Annotated in this window: 14 protein-coding genes and 1 pseudogene; 7 read left to right on the plus strand and 8 right to left on the minus strand. The window is 72.0% G+C overall.

What is annotated here, in order from left to right; genetic code table 11:
* Positions 1-5: 5 nt before the first annotated feature.
* On the minus strand, positions 6-2,072 hold the full coding sequence (locus tag ACIF83_RS05750; RefSeq protein WP_393477148.1) for a SpoIIE family protein phosphatase: 2,067 nt from the start codon (positions 2,070-2,072) through the stop codon (positions 6-8).
* A gap of 287 nt (positions 2,073-2,359) precedes the next feature.
* Between ACIF83_RS05750 and ACIF83_RS05755 the strand changes: the two genes are divergently transcribed.
* Positions 2,360-3,244: a hypothetical protein gene (locus ACIF83_RS05755; protein ID WP_399723690.1), complete on the plus strand. Its 885-nt coding sequence runs from the start codon at positions 2,360-2,362 to the stop codon at positions 3,242-3,244.
* Between the two features lie 125 nt (positions 3,245-3,369).
* On the plus strand, positions 3,370-3,738 hold the full coding sequence (locus ACIF83_RS05760; RefSeq protein ID WP_145885968.1) for a hypothetical protein: 369 nt from the start codon (positions 3,370-3,372) through the stop codon (positions 3,736-3,738).
* An 11-nt stretch (positions 3,739-3,749) separates the two neighbouring features.
* Here ACIF83_RS05760 and ACIF83_RS05765 read toward each other — a convergent pair whose 3' ends face one another.
* Positions 3,750-4,181, minus strand: coding sequence for a tautomerase family protein (locus ACIF83_RS05765; RefSeq protein ID WP_393477142.1), 432 nt, complete (start codon positions 4,179-4,181; stop codon positions 3,750-3,752).
* Positions 4,182-4,341: 160 nt separating this feature from the next.
* On the opposite strand from ACIF83_RS05765, the gene ACIF83_RS05770 reads away from it, so the two are divergent.
* Positions 4,342-6,357: an FAD-dependent oxidoreductase gene (locus tag ACIF83_RS05770; protein WP_393477139.1), complete on the plus strand. Its 2,016-nt coding sequence runs from the start codon at positions 4,342-4,344 to the stop codon at positions 6,355-6,357.
* A gap of 30 nt (positions 6,358-6,387) precedes the next feature.
* Positions 6,388-6,960 (plus strand): PadR family transcriptional regulator, encoded by a 573-nt coding sequence (locus ACIF83_RS05775; RefSeq protein ID WP_393477136.1) that lies wholly within the window; start codon positions 6,388-6,390, stop codon positions 6,958-6,960.
* Positions 6,961-6,970: 10 nt separating this feature from the next.
* Here ACIF83_RS05775 and ACIF83_RS05780 read toward each other — a convergent pair whose 3' ends face one another.
* Both ACIF83_RS05780 and ACIF83_RS05785 read right to left on the minus strand, forming a co-directional pair.
* A complete protein-coding gene (locus ACIF83_RS05780) occupies positions 6,971-7,510 on the minus strand; it encodes a hypothetical protein (RefSeq protein WP_393477133.1) in 540 nt (179 codons plus the stop codon).
* Positions 7,511-7,696: 186 nt separating this feature from the next.
* A complete protein-coding gene (locus ACIF83_RS05785; protein ID WP_399723696.1) occupies positions 7,697-8,683 on the minus strand; it encodes a fibronectin type III domain-containing protein in 987 nt (328 codons plus the stop codon).
* A 377-nt stretch (positions 8,684-9,060) separates the two neighbouring features.
* Between ACIF83_RS05785 and ACIF83_RS05790 the strand changes: the two genes are divergently transcribed.
* Positions 9,061-9,759, plus strand: coding sequence for a glycoside hydrolase family 75 protein (locus tag ACIF83_RS05790; RefSeq protein WP_393477530.1), 699 nt, complete (start codon positions 9,061-9,063; stop codon positions 9,757-9,759).
* Positions 9,760-9,790: 31 nt separating this feature from the next.
* On the opposite strand, the pseudogene ACIF83_RS05795 reads toward ACIF83_RS05790, so the two are convergent.
* From ACIF83_RS05795 to dhaK, 4 genes and pseudogenes are all read right to left on the minus strand, one after another.
* Positions 9,791-10,132 (minus strand): annotated as a pseudogene (locus tag ACIF83_RS05795) (SDR family oxidoreductase); the annotation flags it as partial.
* Between the two features lie 313 nt (positions 10,133-10,445).
* Positions 10,446-10,856: a PTS-dependent dihydroxyacetone kinase phosphotransferase subunit DhaM gene (locus tag ACIF83_RS05800; RefSeq protein WP_399723698.1), complete on the minus strand. Its 411-nt coding sequence runs from the start codon at positions 10,854-10,856 to the stop codon at positions 10,446-10,448.
* Positions 10,849-11,460 (minus strand): dihydroxyacetone kinase subunit DhaL, encoded by a 612-nt coding sequence (gene dhaL, locus ACIF83_RS05805; RefSeq protein WP_393477125.1) that lies wholly within the window; start codon positions 11,458-11,460, stop codon positions 10,849-10,851. The genes ACIF83_RS05800 and dhaL overlap by 8 nt, the downstream gene beginning before the upstream one ends.
* A 46-nt stretch (positions 11,461-11,506) precedes the next feature.
* On the minus strand, positions 11,507-12,499 hold the full coding sequence (gene dhaK, locus ACIF83_RS05810) for a dihydroxyacetone kinase subunit DhaK (protein WP_393477122.1): 993 nt from the start codon (positions 12,497-12,499) through the stop codon (positions 11,507-11,509).
* 492 nt (positions 12,500-12,991) lie between these two features.
* On the opposite strand from dhaK, the gene ACIF83_RS05815 reads away from it, so the two are divergent.
* The gene (locus ACIF83_RS05815) at positions 12,992-13,594 is read left to right on the plus strand and encodes a TetR/AcrR family transcriptional regulator (RefSeq protein ID WP_393477119.1); all 603 of its coding nucleotides are present in this window, start codon (positions 12,992-12,994) and stop codon (positions 13,592-13,594) included.
* 318 nt (positions 13,595-13,912) lie between these two features.
* The gene (locus ACIF83_RS05820) at positions 13,913-14,836 is read left to right on the plus strand and encodes a TauD/TfdA dioxygenase family protein (protein WP_399723703.1); all 924 of its coding nucleotides are present in this window, start codon (positions 13,913-13,915) and stop codon (positions 14,834-14,836) included.
* Positions 14,837-14,844 lie beyond the last annotated feature (8 nt).

The raw sequence follows: 14,844 nt of genomic DNA on the forward strand, positions 1-14,844 counted from the left end.
GCGGCTCATTCCAGTTCCTGGGCCCGGGCGATGAGCAGGGCCACGTCGTCGTGGTTGTCGGGGTGGTGCAGCGTCCGCAGGAGCAGGTCGCAGGCCTCCTCCAGGGGGCGGGCGGGGTCGTCGAGCAGGGACAGCAGGAAGTCCAGGCGTTCGTCCAGGGAGTGGCAGCGGGTCTCGACCAGCCCGTCGGTGTAGAACACCAGCTCGTCGCCCGGCTCGAAGTCGACCGTCACGGTGGAGAACTCGACCCCGCCCACGCCCAGCGGGACCCCGGTGGGCAGGTCGAGCAGCTCCGGCGGGTGGCCGGGACGCACCCGGGCCGGGGGCAGGTGGCCGGCGTTGGCGATCCGGCACTGCCGCAGATGCGGGTCGTGGACGGCGTACACGCAGGTCGCGATCGAGTGGTCCAGGGCCGAGGTCGTCTTGTCCAGTTGTTCCAGCAGGAGTGCCGGGTCGAGGCCGAGCGAGGCCAGTGTGGTGGTCGCGGTGCGCAGCCGGCCCATCGTGGCGGCGGCGCTGATGCCGCTGCCCATCACGTCGCCCACCACGAGCGCCGTGCGGCCGCCCTCCAACGGGATGACGTCGAACCAGTCGCCGCCGACCTCGCTGGTGGCGCCCGCGGGCTGGTAGCGGGAGGCCACCTCCAGGCCCGTCGTGACCGGCGGGTGGCTGGGCAGCAGGCTGCGCTGCAGGGTGAGCGCGGTGTTACGGGCGTTCTGGTACCAGCGGGCGTTGTCGATCTGCACGGCCGCGCGGGCCGCCAGCTCCCGGGCCAGCAGGACGTCGTCCTCGTCGAAGGCCACCGGATTGCGGGTCCGCTTGAGGTCGAGGGCGCCCAGCACCTCGCCGCGGGCGATCAGCGGCACGGCCAGATACGAGTGCAGGCCCGCCCGGCCCAGCAGCACGGCCGCCTCGGGGGAGCGGGCGATGCGCGGCAGGTCCTCGTCCTGCACATGGGGCACCAGCACCGCCTCACCCGTACGGACGCACTCGGTGACCAGCCGGTCGGGCCCGTAGGTGGCGATCCTGCCGGGCGCGTCGGCGGCCCGGACGGCGTCGGACTCCTGCTCGGCGCGCAGCGCCAGGGCCCGGATCACCGCGGACTCCGACGGGCCGAGCGTGCTGGGCCGGCCTTCCACGACGGCGTCCAGCAGGTCGACGGCGGCCACGTCGGCCAGCGCGGGCACGGCGACCTCGGCCAGCTCGAACGCGGTGCGCTCCAGCTCCAGCGTCGTACCGATCCGGGCGGAGGCGTCGGCGATGACGGCGAGCCGACGCCGCGCGTTCTCGGTCTCGATGCGCCCGCGGTAGGCCTCGGTGATGTCCACCACCGAGGCCGCGACGCCGAGCACGGTGCCCACCGAGTCCTCCAGCCGGTAGAGCGACACCGACCAGGCGTGGTCCTCGTCCGGATCGGCCGGGGTCCGGCCGATGGTGGACTGGGCGACGAGGGGCACCCCGGTCTCCATGACCCGGCGGGCCGCGCCTTCCAGGGCATCGACGTCCAGCAGCGGCAGCATCTCGCCGACGGTCCGCCCGACGTGCTCCGCGGCGGGGATGCCGTTGATCTTCGCCAGGGCCGGGTTGATCGAGACGTACCGCAGGTCCGTGTCGAACACGGCGAATCCGATCGGCGACTGTTTCACCATCCGCTCGGACAGCGCCACGTCCTGTTCGAGGCGGCGCACCGTGGACCGGTCGGCGGCGAGCCCCAGCGCGTACACGTCGCCCTGGTCGTCCAGCAGGCGCATGTTGCGGAACTCCACCAGCCGCGTGCCGCCGCCCTTGACCCGGATGGGGAACGCCCCGGCCCAGCTCTGACCGGTCCGCATCACGTCGGCGAACAGCTTGCCGACCAGCTCGATGTGCTCGTCGTGCACCATCAGCCGCGCGGCGAACTCCCCCAGCGCCTCCTGCGCCGAGTAGCCGAACAGCTCCTCCGCCTGGGGGCTCCACAGCACGATGCGGCCCTCGGCGTCCAGCACCACCGACGCCACGCTCAGTACGTCGAGCAGCCCGCTCGGACGCACCGGCCCGCCGCTCTCGGCCACCGGAGCCCCGGCTGCACTCATGCCATGCACCGCCTTCGCCCGTCCGCACGGCACGCCGTCCCCCGTGCCGACTCCCCTTGTTCTATCGCGCTCACACCCGACTCTCCGACGCCGTCGCCGACTTTCTCCACCATCTCTCAACACGCGGCGGACGTCCGCCGAAGTAACCACCCCCGTGACCGGCAGGCAAGTCCCCGGGCCCATGAGAGTTCACGCTGATGTTGTTCATTGGTCTGTACATGACCACCGGGCACGGCCAGACTGTCCGCCGACCGAGTGCCCCCACCCCCCCGTTCGAGGAGTCGGCCATGCCCGCGTCCCCGTCCCTCCGGCAACGTTGTCACACCGTCCTCGCCGGACTCGTCACCCTGGCCACCGCCGCCGTCGTGTCCCTCGCCGCGCCCGCCCCGGCCTCCGCCGCCGACAACTGGACCGAGACCGGCTCCGACCGCGCCGACCCGCTGACCGAGAGCCAGGGTCTGACCTCGGTGGAGGTCCCGGCGAACAGCCCCAACCGGTACACCGGAATCGGCACCATCCCCATCGGCGTCTCCAGCCGCGGCTGGAACCACGTCGGCGATCCCGACGCCTCGTACAACGGCTACTACATCGAGCCCTACCAGCAGGACTCCGGCAACTCGAAGATGTTCCGCGTACAGGCACCGGGCGGCGCCTGGTCGGAATACGTGCACACGCTCAGCCCCGGCGAGGCTCTGAACAACTCCTGGGACGCGATCTCCCCGGACGGCCAGTGGATGCTGGCGGGCGAGTGGGGCACCATGAACCGCCTGCTGGTCTTCCCGACCCCGGGCATCAACCCGAGCACCTCGCCCTCGGCGAACCTCCCGCAGGCCTCCAGGATCAATCTCGACCACGCCGTGCGCGACGTCCAGGGCTGCGACTTCTCCGGCCCGACGACTGTGCTGTGCTCCTCGGACGACCCGGACGGCTCCCTGTTCGGCATGACCAAGCCGCTGCTCCAGATCGACCTGTCCGCGACCCCGGGCTCCACGGACGTCTCCGGCCATGTCACCGCCCTGCGCCAGCTGCCGCTGCGCAGCTCCTGCTCGGGCACCTTCGAGGCGGAGGGCATCGACTACGACCGCCGCACCGGCATCCTGCGCGTGATCGTCGTCTCGCCCGGGTTCTGCGTCCTCACGGACAGCAAGACGTACAAGTTCGCGCGCGGCTGAGCCCCCGCCGCCTCCGGTGCCGCGACAGGTGGTGCGATTCCGGAAAGTGGTGGTTTTCTGGGGAGGTGGCGCGGTGCGCGGGGAGCCCGCGGTATCGCGCCACCGCCATGAGAGGAGCGATCACGATGGCCCGTGAGCGATCGCACGAGGAGTCCGTCTCCCTCGAGATCAGCGGATGCAGCAAGGAAGACGCCCGGATCGTGTTCGACGTGCTGTGCGAGTGCTTCGAGTCCGACCGGTGCGCCGAGGACGTGCCGCAGCAGCTCCATGAAACGCGCCCGATGGTGTGGCTCGGCACCTTCGAGGTCACCGACGCCCACGCCTGCAGGCCGCCCGCCCGGCTCGCGGCCTCCGTCGAGGCGGACGCACAGGGCAGCTACTGGGCGATCAACCGGCTCCACAGGACGCTGGACTCGCTCTTCACGGTGCGCAACCTCTCCTCGGCCTCGGGGGACCAGGAAAGGGAGCTGCACGTCCTGCTCGAAAGCCGGTGACACCGGACCGGCTACACCGGCCCCGGCCGTACCGCCCCGGTCGCCTGCGCCTCGCTGCCGGCCGGGGCGTACTGCGCCGCGCCGTTGCCGAGCGACCAGTCCACCGACTCGTTCTCGGTGACGGTGACGAACACATTGCGCGGCTCGGTACCCGCATACGCGTGCGCGAGCTCGGCGATCCGCCGGTACAGCGCCCGCTTCTGGCCGGGCGTGCGCCCTGATCGCATGGTGATCGCCACGAAGACGATCCCGTCGTCCCGGCGCACCCCCAGGTAGTTGCCGTGACGCACGGTGCTGCCGGCGCCGTCGTGGCCCACCAGGACCTGGAAGCGGTCGTCGGGTGGGACGCCGATCGTCTCCACCAGTGCGTCCTGGACGGCACGGCCGAGAGCGTCGAGGCGGTCGCTGTCGGCGCCCAGCGCGTCGATGCGGACGAAAGGCATGGCGGAGTCCCCCTTCGGAGCGGCCGTGTGGACACCGGCAGTGTACATACTAGTAGTTACAGAGTGATCGGGTTCACCTCCGCCTCTTTATGCAACTAGTTGCACAATGCCGCCGAGGTCCTCTACAACAGAGACCATCACACCGCGCACGGAGGGCCCGATGAGCCGTTACCCGCACCTGATGTCCCCGCTCGACCTGGGATTCACCACCCTGCCCAACCGCGTGCTCATGGGCTCCATGCACGTCGGTCTGGAGGAGGCCGAGCGAGGCTTCGAGCGGATGGCGGCGTTCTACGCGGCCCGCGCGCGCGGCGGAGTCGGGCTCATCGTCACCGGCGGCATCGCGCCCAACGACGAGGGGCGGCCGTACGAGGGCGGCGCCCGGCTCACCACCGAGGCGGAGGCCGAACAGCACAAGGCCGTCACCGAGGCCGTGCACCGCGAGGGCGGCCGGATCGCGATGCAGATCCTGCACTTCGGCCGGTACGCCTACCACCAGGACCTGGTCGCCCCGAGCCCGCTGCAGGCCCCGATCAGCCCCTTCGTGCCGCGCGAACTGACCGACGCCGACGTCGAGCGCACCATCGACGACTACGCCCGGGCCGCCCGCCTCGCCCGGCAGGCCGGCTACGACGGCGTCGAGATCATGGGCTCCGAGGGCTACCTGATCAACGAGTTCATCGCCGCCCGGACCAATCACCGCACGGACCGCTGGGGCGGCTCGTACGAGAACCGGATGCGCTTCCCGGTCGAGATCGTCCGGCGGGTGCGCGAGGCCGTCGGCGAGGACTTCATCATCGTCTACCGGCTCTCCATGCTGGACCTGGTCCCGGGCGGCTCCTCCCTGGAGGAGGTCGTCACCCTCGCCAAGGCCGTCGAGGCCGCCGGGGCGACGATCATCAACACCGGCATCGGCTGGCACGAGGCGCGCATCCCCACCATCGCCACCTCGGTCCCGCGCGGCGCCTACACCTGGGTCACCAAGAAGCTCATGGGCGCGGTGTCCGTCCCGCTGGTGACGACCAACCGCATCAACACCCCCGAGCTGGCCGAGGAGTTGCTCGCCGACGGCTGCGCGGACATGATCTCCATGGCCCGCCCGATGCTCGCCGACCCCGACTTCGTCAACAAGGCGGCGGCCGGTACGCCGGAGGCCATCAACACCTGCATCGGCTGCAACCAGGCCTGCCTGGACCACACGTTCAGCGGCAAGATCACCTCCTGCCTGGTCAACCCGCGCGCCTGCCACGAAACGGAACTGGTGCTCTCCCCGACGCGGCTGAAGAAGCGCGTCGCCGTCGTCGGTGCCGGTCCGGCGGGCCTCGCCTGCGCGGTGAGCGCCGCCGAACGCGGCCATGACGTGGTGCTCTTCGACGCCGCGAGCGAGATCGGCGGCCAGCTGAACGTGGCCCGCAAGGTCCCCGGCAAGCAGGAGTTCGACGAGACGCTGCGCTACTTCCGTCACCAGCTCGACGAGCACGGTGTGGACGTACGCCTCGACACCTGGGTCACCACCGAGGACCTGGCCGGCTACGACGAGGTCGTCGTCGCCACCGGCGTCACCCCGCGCACCCCCGAGATCCCCGGCGTCGACCATCCCCGTGTCGTCGGCTACCTCGACGTCCTGCGCGACGGCGCCCCCGTCGGCGACCGGGTAGCCGTCCTCGGCGCCGGCGGCATCGGTTTCGACGTCGCCGAGTACCTCACCGACGGCGGCGACAAGGCGAGCGAGGATCCCGAGACGTACTTCCGCAACTGGGGCGTCGACATGGACTACGCGGCACCGGGCGGCCTCGCGGCGCCGCAGCGGCCGGCCCCGCCGCGCACGGTCCACCTGCTCCAGCGCAAGACCACCAAGGTCGGCGCCGGACTCGGCAAGACCACCGGCTGGATCCACCGCACGGAGCTGAAGCACCGCGGCGTGACCATGGTCCCGGGCGTGCGCTACGACCGGATCGACGACGCGGGCCTGCACATCACCGTCGGCGACGAGAGCACGGTCCTGGAGGTCGACACCGTCGTACTGTGCACCGGCCAGGAGCCGCGCCGCGACCTGTACGAGGAGCTGGTCGCCGCCGGGCGCAGTGCCCACCTGATCGGCGGTGCCGACGTCGCGGCCGAGCTGGACGCCAAGCGGGCCATCAAGCAGGGCACCGAGGTGGCGGCGGCCCTGTAGGGGCCGTACGCCCGTCCCTAGGATGAGCCCATGTCACTCCCGCACGCCATCCTCACCGCCCTGCTGGAGAAGCCGTCGTCGGGTCTCGAGCTGACCCGCCGGTTCGACAAGTCGATCGGCTACTTCTGGTCCGCGACGCACCAGCAGATCTATCGCGAGCTGGGGAAGCTGGAGGGCGAGGGCTACATCCGCACCCTGCCGGCCGAGCAGCCGGCCCGTGGGCAGAAGAAGAGCTACGAGGTTCTGCCCGCGGGCCGCGCCGAACTGGCCCGCTGGACCGCCGCCTCGCAGGACCCCAAGCCGCAGCGGGACATCCTGCTGCTGCGGCTGCGCGCCGCTGCGGTGGTCGGCACGGCGGGCCTCGGGGCCGACCTGCGCCGCCATCTGGAGCTGCACCGGCGGCAGCTGGCCGAGTACGAGGAGATCGAGCGGCGCGACTTCCCGCCGGACCGGGCCGCCCCGGAGGACCGTCTGCGGCATCTGGTCCTGCGGGCGGGCATCGACCTGGAGACCTTCTGGACCCAGTGGCTGACCCACGCCCTGAAGGAGTTCGCCGAACTGCCCGCCGACGCACCGGAACCGACGGGCGACCCGTCCGGCTGACGGGGAGGTCTCAGAGACGGTACGGCTTCGAGCGGCGGCGCAGGAACCAGGCCGTGCCGACCACGCCCGAGGTCACCAGGGCCACGCCGATGCCCAGGGTCAGCGGGCCGTAGTCGCGCGCCGCGCCGCCGAGGCCGCCCATCACGCCGCGCGAGGGGGGCGCGGCGTGCGTCGACGAGGTCGTGGGGGTGGTGGCGGCCGACACGATCACGGACTGGCTGCCGGCGGTCGCGCCGTTGGAGCACACCACCACGACCGTGTACGTGCCCGGGCTCACCCCCGACCAGGCCGCGGACTGGCTGATGGTCGTGCCCGACAGGGCCACCTGGCGGCCCTGGGCGAAGTTCGCCTGGCCGCTGCTCAGCAGCGAGGCGGTGCCCCAGCTGCCGTTGTTCTGGACACAGGCGCTGGTGACGACCGAGACCGTGGACCCGGTGGTGCTCACCGAGATTCCCGAGACCGCGGCCGAGGGCCCGGCGAACGCGGTCGGGAGCGCGGCGGCGGCCGCCAGGGTCAGGCCGGAGCGGAGCAGGAGTCTGGGGTTTCGCATGGGCTGGCCTCCGGCGGCACGGTTGGCGGTACATCCCATGCACCGCCGAGGGTCGGGAAACGTCCGTGCTGCTCTCAAGGGCAGCCAACGCGGCCCCGGACCCCACCGCACGCGGACCGCACCCGGTCAGGTGACGGCCGACGGGATTCGTCCGTCCGGTCCGGGCCGACTCCGGCCCGCCGGCCGTCAGCCGCCCGCGCCCTCGCCTGTGGTCACGCTCCGCTCCGCCGAGAACCCGCCCCAGGTGCCGTCCGGCAGTCGCGCCCGCAGCCGCACCCGGTGCTCCGCCCCCGCGTCCCGCCCGACGTAGAAGCTGTAGCGGGCCCGGCCGCGCGGCGGGTCGCCGCCCCACACCAGGGAGGTGGCCGTGGTGGCGTCCAGCCGGATCTGGTACTCGGTGATCACCCCGTCCATGCGTGGCGGATCCCAGGCGAGGTCGATGTAGTAGGCCCCGGCGGACCGGTGGGTCGTGGCGGTGAACCCGGTCGGCGCGGTGTCCCGTCCGTCGTCGTGGCCCGGCGTACCGATCCGGACCGGCGCGCTCGCGGCCGAGAGGTTGTCGGCCGCGTCCCGCGCGCGCACGGTGAAGACGTACCGGGTGCCTGGACGCAGCCCGGTGACCACGGTCGCGGTCTGGTTGCCGCCGACGCTGTGGATCTTCACGCCACCCTGGTAGACGTCGTACGACACCACGCCCCTGTCGTCCCGGGAAGCGGCCCAGGACAGCTGGACCGCCCGGCTGCCGACAGCCCGCCCGGCCGGCCGCAGCGGGCGGGTCGGGGCCGAGCGGTCCGCCGCCACCACGGCGGGTGTCCGCGCCCGCACCTCGCGGCTCGGCGGCCCGAGCCTGCCGTCCCCGTCCCGGGCCCGCACGGTGAAGGCGTACAGGGTGGACGGCCTGAGCCTGGTGACGTCCACCATGTGCTGCGAGCCCGGTACTTCGGTGACCTTCGTGGAGCCGCGATACACCTCGTAGGTGCGGATCCCGGGCCCGTCCGGCACCGCGTTCCACATGACGTGCACGCTGGTGGCGCTCCCGGCCGTGGCGGTGACGCCCGTCGGAGCGCCGGGCGTCCGCCCGCCGTCCCCGTCGGCCGCACCGCTCCAGCCGCAGGACGCGATCAGCACCAGGGCGCCGCAGGCCAGCGCGGGCCGGAGGGGAAGGCGTCGCACGGCGCTGCCTCCCTGGGGACGGTGTCACGGGCAAAGGTCCGGACCAATATGGCCCGGCCTGTCCGGCCGAAGCAAGGGGCCGTGTTGGTGACCACGCGCGGATGTTACGTATGCTGAAGGCTCCCTAGGGCTGAACTCCCCGAGAGAGTAGGGAAGTTCATGCCTGTGGCGCGGAAACGCTGTCGTCGCCGAACCCGCGCCGACGCGGGCGGCCGGGGGGCCTGGGTCGACATCGGCTCAGGTCCCCGGCCCCTGTTGCTTTCTCACAGGGCGTCAGGAGAGTGCTCCATCCGGCCCTATAGGGGTGGCTGTGCTCGCCCCCCGACACCACTTTGGGCAAGGTGTCCGGAATGTTCCAGAGGAGAGAGTCCCTCAGAGTGCGTGTCCAGTCGCTGACGCTGGCCACGGCCGGCGCCGCCCTGCTCGCCCCGACGCCGCTGCCCGCCGCCGCCGTCCCGCCCCGGCCGGGACCCGCGGCCCACAGCGAGGGCTCCGTGGCCGCCGCCGACCTGCTCGACCGGGTGCGTTCCTGCACCCAGGTCTCCAAGGGCCGCTACCGAACCGACGGCGGCACCCGCGCGGCCGTTCCCGTCTGCGGCACCCGCAAGGCGGTGTTCTGGAAGGCCGACCTGGACGTCGACTGCGACGGACGGCCCACCACCCGCTGCAACCGCCGTACCGATCCGCTGTTCTCCGCCGCCACCGCCTACCAGCAGTCCGACGGCCGCCATCTGAACGCCGCGTCCCTGCCCTACATCGTGATCCCGGCCCCGAGCGGCATCTGGAACCCCCGGGAGCAGGGCGTCCGAGGCGGCTCGGTGGCGGCCGTGATCTACCAGGGCCGGGTGCAGTACGCGGTCGTCGGCGACACCGGACCGGGCGACATCATCGGCGAGGCCTCCTACGCCGCCGCCCGGGGCCTCGGCATCAGCCCCGACCCGCGCACCGGCGGAGTCCCCTCCGGCGTCACGTACATCGTCTTCAAGGACTCCGAGGTCACCCCCATCCAGGACCACCGGGCGGCGGTGGAGACGGGGGAGCGGCTGGCCCGGCAGTTCGTGCAGGCCAGGCACTGAGACCGGCGGGACGCGGGCGACGGGCATGGAAGGCGCCCCAGCCGTCGTCCACGGGCAGTACCGCTCCGTTGATGCTGCTCGCCGCGTCCGAGTCCAGGAACACGATCGCGGCGGGCTGCTCCTCCGGCTCGGAGGTGCGGCCGACGTTTCCGAAGCAGGGCCCGAGGGCCGTCGGCCCTTGGGCGCCGTCCTCCAGGTCCAGGGCGATGGCGGTCCGGGTGCCGCCGTGGGCGATGGCGTTCGCTCGGATGCCCTGATTCCGGTACACCGTGGCCAGGGACTTCGTCAGGCCGGCCGAGCCGTGCTCGGACGCAGTGCAGGTGGCGCCGGCCGCACTGCCCCGCGGGCCGGCCTCGGAGGCGGTGCCGACGACCGGCCGGGCGGTACGGCCGTGTTCTGGACAGCCCGCACCGTCTCAGCCGCCCCGTCCGCCCCGTCCGCCCCGTCCGCGTCGACCGCCGAGGGTGCCCGGGGCCGACCGCGTCCGCGTGGGCGGGGCGCCTTGTGTGCCCACCGAGCCGGGTGGCGGGGCGCCTTCGCGGCGGGCGCCTTTGCCGCCGACCGAGCAGGGCAGGCCCTGCCCACCTGGTCGGCGATCGCGTACGGCGACGGCGTCTGCACGACGTTCATCCGGTGGGGGGCGCAAGGCGGGGGTCCAAGAGGCGAAGCCCCCTGGACCCGTGCGGTCACACCTTGCGGTAGCTGTACGCCTCCGCTGCCGCCGCCTCCACCGCGTCGAGGTCCGCGCCCGTGGCCGCCGTAACGACCGCCGCCACCGCACCCTCGACGAACGGCGCGTCCACCAGCCGCGCACCGTCGGGGAGTTCGTCACCCTCGGCGAGCAGCGCCTTCACGGTGAGCACCGCACTGCCGAGGTCGGTGAGGACGGCGACCCCGACCCCCCGGTCCACGGACGCGGCCGCCGCGGAGATCAGCTCGGCGCTGGTGCCGAGCTCACCCCCCTCGGTGCCGCCGGCCGCGGCGACGGGCACCGTGGTGGCTCCGCCCGCCAGGCCCTTCGCCAGCTCGGCGACGGACATGGCGACCTCCGCGCTGTGCGACACCAGCACGATCCCGACCAGTTTCTCGTCACTCACCGGACGCTCCCGAAGCCGCTTCTTCCAGTCCGGCGATCAACAGGGCCGACGACGTGGCCCCCGGATCCTGGTGACCGATACTGCGCTCGCCGAGATAGCTGGCCCGGCCCTTGCGGGCGAGCAGCGGAATGGTGGCCTCCGCACCCTCCTCCGCGGCCGACCGCGCCGCGCCGAAGCCGTCGCCGAGCGCGTCCACGGCGGGGACGAGGGAGTCGATCATGGTCTTGTCGCCGGGCGCCGCACCGCCCAGCGCCATCACCCCGTCCACGCCCGCCCTGAGCGCCTCGGCCAGCTGCTTCTCGCTGACCTCGGCGGCATCCCCGAGCGCCTTGCCGGCCTTGCGCAGCAGGGTGCCGTACAGCGGCCCGGCCGCCCCGCCGACCGTCGAGATCAGCCGGCGCCCGGCCAGGATCAGCACGGCACCCGGGGTGGCCGGCGACTCCTCCTCCAGGCTGGCCAGGACGGCGGTGAACCCGCGCTGCATGTTGCTGCCGTGGTCGGCGTCCCCGATGGCCGAATCGAGGGCCGTGAGCCGTTCCGCCTCCCGGTCGACGGACGCGGCGGTCGCCGTCATCCAACGGCGGAAGAAATCGGCGTCGAGCACTGGATCTCCTTGCGTCGTAGGGGTGTTGACCGCTTCGTGCGCCGTGTCACATCCCCCAGCGCAGTGCCGGGGTCTTCACCGGTGCGTCCCACAGGCGCAGCAGTTCCTCGTCGACCTGGCACAGCGTGACCGAGGCGCCCGCCATGTCGAGGGAGGTGACGTAGTTGCCGACAAGGGTGCGGGCCACGGTCACACCCCGCTCGCCGAGCACCCGCTGCACCTCGGCGTTGAAGCCGTACAGCTCCAGCAGCGGGGTGGCGCCCATGCCGTTGACCAGGACCAGCACGGGGTTGCGCGGGGGCATGTCCTCCAGGATGGCGTGCACCGCGAAGTCGGCGATCTCCCCGGAGGTCATCATCGCCCGCCGCTCACGGCCCGGCTCGCCGTGGATGCCGATGCCCAACTCCAGCTCGCCGGAGGGCAGATCGAAGGTCGGAGAGCCCTTGGCCGGAGTGGTGACGGCGCTCAGCGCGACACCGAAGCTGCGGGCGTTCTCGTTCACCTGGCGCCCGACGGCCTCGACCCGCTCCAGCGGCTGTCCCTCGGCCGCTGCGGCTCCCGCGATCTTCTCCACGAACAGGGTCGCGCCGGTGCCGCGCCGGCCGGCCGTGTACAGGCTGTCGGTGACTGCCACGTCATCGTTGACCAGAACCTTCCCGACCTGGATGCCCTCGTCCTCGGCGAGTTCGGCCGCCATGTCGAAGTTGAGCACGTCACCGGTGTAGTTCTTCACGATGAACAGCACGCCGGCCCCGCTGTCGACGGCGGCCGCGGCGCGCGCCATCTGGTCCGGCACCGGCGAGGTGAACACCTCGCCGGGACAGGCCGCCGAGAGCATGCCCGGACCGACGAATCCGCCGTGCAGCGGCTCGTGCCCCGACCCGCCACCCGAGACCAGTGCGACCTGCCCGGCCACGGGAGCGTCCCGGCGGACGATCACCCGGTTCTCCACGTCCACGGTCAGCTCGGGATGCGCGGCCGCCATACCCCGCAGCCCGTCTGCCACCACGGTCTCCGGGACGTTGATCAGCATCTTCATGCTTATCTCCTAGGAAGGTTAGTAGGTGACTCTCTGACCTGCGTTTTCCCTGTTCAGAACGAGTGTGATCGGTTGTTGATCTTCGTGGTCCGCGGTGGCTGGTGGCGGGTTCCGGCGGGGCTGATACTGACTGAATGCTGACTTAGTTGACGGGGCATCGGATCCCCCTGGAGGTGCCCCGGGGCGGGTGGTGGTGCCTTGCACATCAGTATCGACCTTGCGGCAGCGAAGGTCATGTGCGCCGCGACGTCCGGCTTGGCTGCCGGGGCCCGGACTCGACTCTTGGGTTCCAGGTCTCGGGCGCGTGGTGAGATCATGGCGACCGGAAGAGTGACGCACGTCCGGGACCCGGTGGAAACCGTGCCGGCAGATTCTTCGTCTGCTGGTGGTACAGCGGCGGTGCAGGCTCGGATGTGCTCCCGGGCGCCGCGGCGTGCGGGCTGGGGTGTACCCCTGGCCGGTGCGGTCCGGTGGGCCCGTAGGCTCTGGCGTATGGCGGGTGCACAGATGCGTGGGGCGGAGCGGGGACCGGGGCGGCCACGGGAGGAGCGGGTTACCGGGGCGGTCCTCAACGCGGTCGTGGAGCTGGTCACGGAGCAGGGCATGGGGGCGGTCACCATGGATGCGGTCGCGGCCCGGGCCGGTGTGAGCAAGCCTGCCATCTACCGGCGCTGGCCCACCAAGCAGGATCTCGTCATCGCCGCCGCCGAGAGCCGTATCGGTGTTCTCTCGGTGCCCGATCTGGGCGACTTCCGGGCGGAGTTGCGGGTCGTGCTGACGGCCCGGCTGGAGGCGTACCGGATGCCCGGGTCGGACCGGCTGCTGGCGGGCCTGATCGGCACGGCGGCCGAGGTGGGAGTCGACCACGCTCAGTACGCCCGGTACACCGAGCGGATCACGAGCGAGACCCGGCGAATCCTCGAGCGCGGTATCGCCCGAGGCGACGTGCGTGCGGACATCGACGTACGGGCCGCGGCCACCCTGGTGGCCGCGCCGATGCTCTTCCGGCTGATCGGTGAGCGGGAATTGCCCGACTCCCAGCTCGTGGACACTCTGGTGGACCTCGTCGCCCGCGCCGTCGCCTCGACTGCCTGACCTCGGCTGCCGCCCGCGGATCCGTCCGGGCGCCGCTCGACGCGGAGGGGGACGGCTGCCGCGCCGTGGGGCGGCCGGGGCGTCGTTTCGGCTTCCCCTTACCGCGGTGTCCGCCCTGCGGACCTGTTCGCGTGTCGGCCGTCGCTGACGGGACCGGCTGCTGCCGCGCGACCCTGCTCGGACGCAGGCCCGGCTTCCCGGCCGATCCGACGGCCCACGACCCTGCTTGAACATCGATTGCCGCAGACCCTTGTCACGCCCTCGTCTAATAACGATACTGCCGGGAACGAAATTAGCTCCGTCGTCCTCGGAGGGTTCATGGACAGCGTCGCCACCACCACTTCTCCCGTTCTCGGCAAGCCCTTGGTGCACTTCGGCAAGCGCGTGCTCGAGCGCACCGCGCCGGGTCTGCCGCCGTCGGACTACCGCCGTCTTGGCATCCACCCGCTCACCCCGCACATCGGCGCGGAGATCGACGGCGTCGACCTCTCCGCCCCGGTCGACGAGGAACTCGCCGAGGAGCTGAAGCGCGCCCTGTTGGAGTGGAAGGTGATCTTCTTCCGGGACCAGCTCACGTTCGACGCGGCCTCCCAGCTCGCCCTCGCCCGCGTGTGGGGCGAGCCGGAGCCGAACCCGTTCTTCCCGAAAACCAAGACCACCGGTGTCTCGCGGCTGGCCAAAGACGCCAACGCCGCGGGCAACAAGAACATCTGGCACAGCGACCACTCCTTCATGGCCGCGCCCGCTCTCGGCTCGGTGCTGCGCGCCGTCGACATCCCGCCCGCCGGTGGCGACACCATGTGGGCCGACATGGCAGCCGCCTACGACAATCTGACCGCCGAGATGCGGGAGCGCATCGACGGGCTGACCGCCGAGCACGACTGGGTGCACAGCTGGGGGGCGAAGATGACGGCCGACCAGATCGCCACTCACCGCCAGACGCTGCCGCCCGTCGAGCACCCGGTCGTCGTCCGCCACCCGCGCACCGGCCGCAAGCTGCTCTACGTCAACGAGCCCTTCACCATCCGGATCATCGGGCTGTCGGACGACGAGAGCCGGGAGCTGCTCCACGAACTCGTCCTGCAGGCGCGCATCCCCGAGTACCAGGTCCGTTTCCGCTGGCAGCCGGGCTCCGTCGCGATCTGGGACAACATCGCCACCCAGCACTACGCGATCAACGACTACTACCCGCAGCGCCGGGTCATGGAGCGCATCGCGATCACCGGCGTACCGCTCTCCTGATCCGTTCC

Source organism: Streptomyces sp. NPDC085866 (assembly GCF_044541035.1).
Lineage (GTDB): Bacteria > Actinomycetota > Actinomycetes > Streptomycetales > Streptomycetaceae > Streptomyces.

Bases quoted from the DNA above. Each gene is read 5' to 3' on its own strand.
- ACIF83_RS05750 (WP_393477148.1), bottom strand. From the start codon at position 2,072: ATGAGTGCAGCCGGGGCTCCGGTGGCCGAGAGCGGCGGGCCGGTGCGT.
- ACIF83_RS05755 (WP_399723690.1), top strand. From the start codon at position 2,360: ATGCCCGCGTCCCCGTCCCTCCGGCAACGTTGTCACACCGTCCTCGCC.
- ACIF83_RS05760 (WP_145885968.1), top strand. From the start codon at position 3,370: ATGGCCCGTGAGCGATCGCACGAGGAGTCCGTCTCCCTCGAGATCAGC.
- ACIF83_RS05765 (WP_393477142.1), bottom strand. From the start codon at position 4,181: ATGCCTTTCGTCCGCATCGACGCGCTGGGCGCCGACAGCGACCGCCTC.
- ACIF83_RS05770 (WP_393477139.1), top strand. From the start codon at position 4,342: ATGAGCCGTTACCCGCACCTGATGTCCCCGCTCGACCTGGGATTCACC.
- ACIF83_RS05775 (WP_393477136.1), top strand. From the start codon at position 6,388: ATGTCACTCCCGCACGCCATCCTCACCGCCCTGCTGGAGAAGCCGTCG.
- ACIF83_RS05780 (WP_393477133.1), bottom strand. From the start codon at position 7,510: ATGCGAAACCCCAGACTCCTGCTCCGCTCCGGCCTGACCCTGGCGGCC.
- dhaK (WP_393477122.1), bottom strand. From the start codon at position 12,499: ATGAAGATGCTGATCAACGTCCCGGAGACCGTGGTGGCAGACGGGCTG.
- ACIF83_RS05815 (WP_393477119.1), top strand. From the start codon at position 12,992: ATGGCGGGTGCACAGATGCGTGGGGCGGAGCGGGGACCGGGGCGGCCA.
- ACIF83_RS05820 (WP_399723703.1), top strand. From the start codon at position 13,913: ATGGACAGCGTCGCCACCACCACTTCTCCCGTTCTCGGCAAGCCCTTG.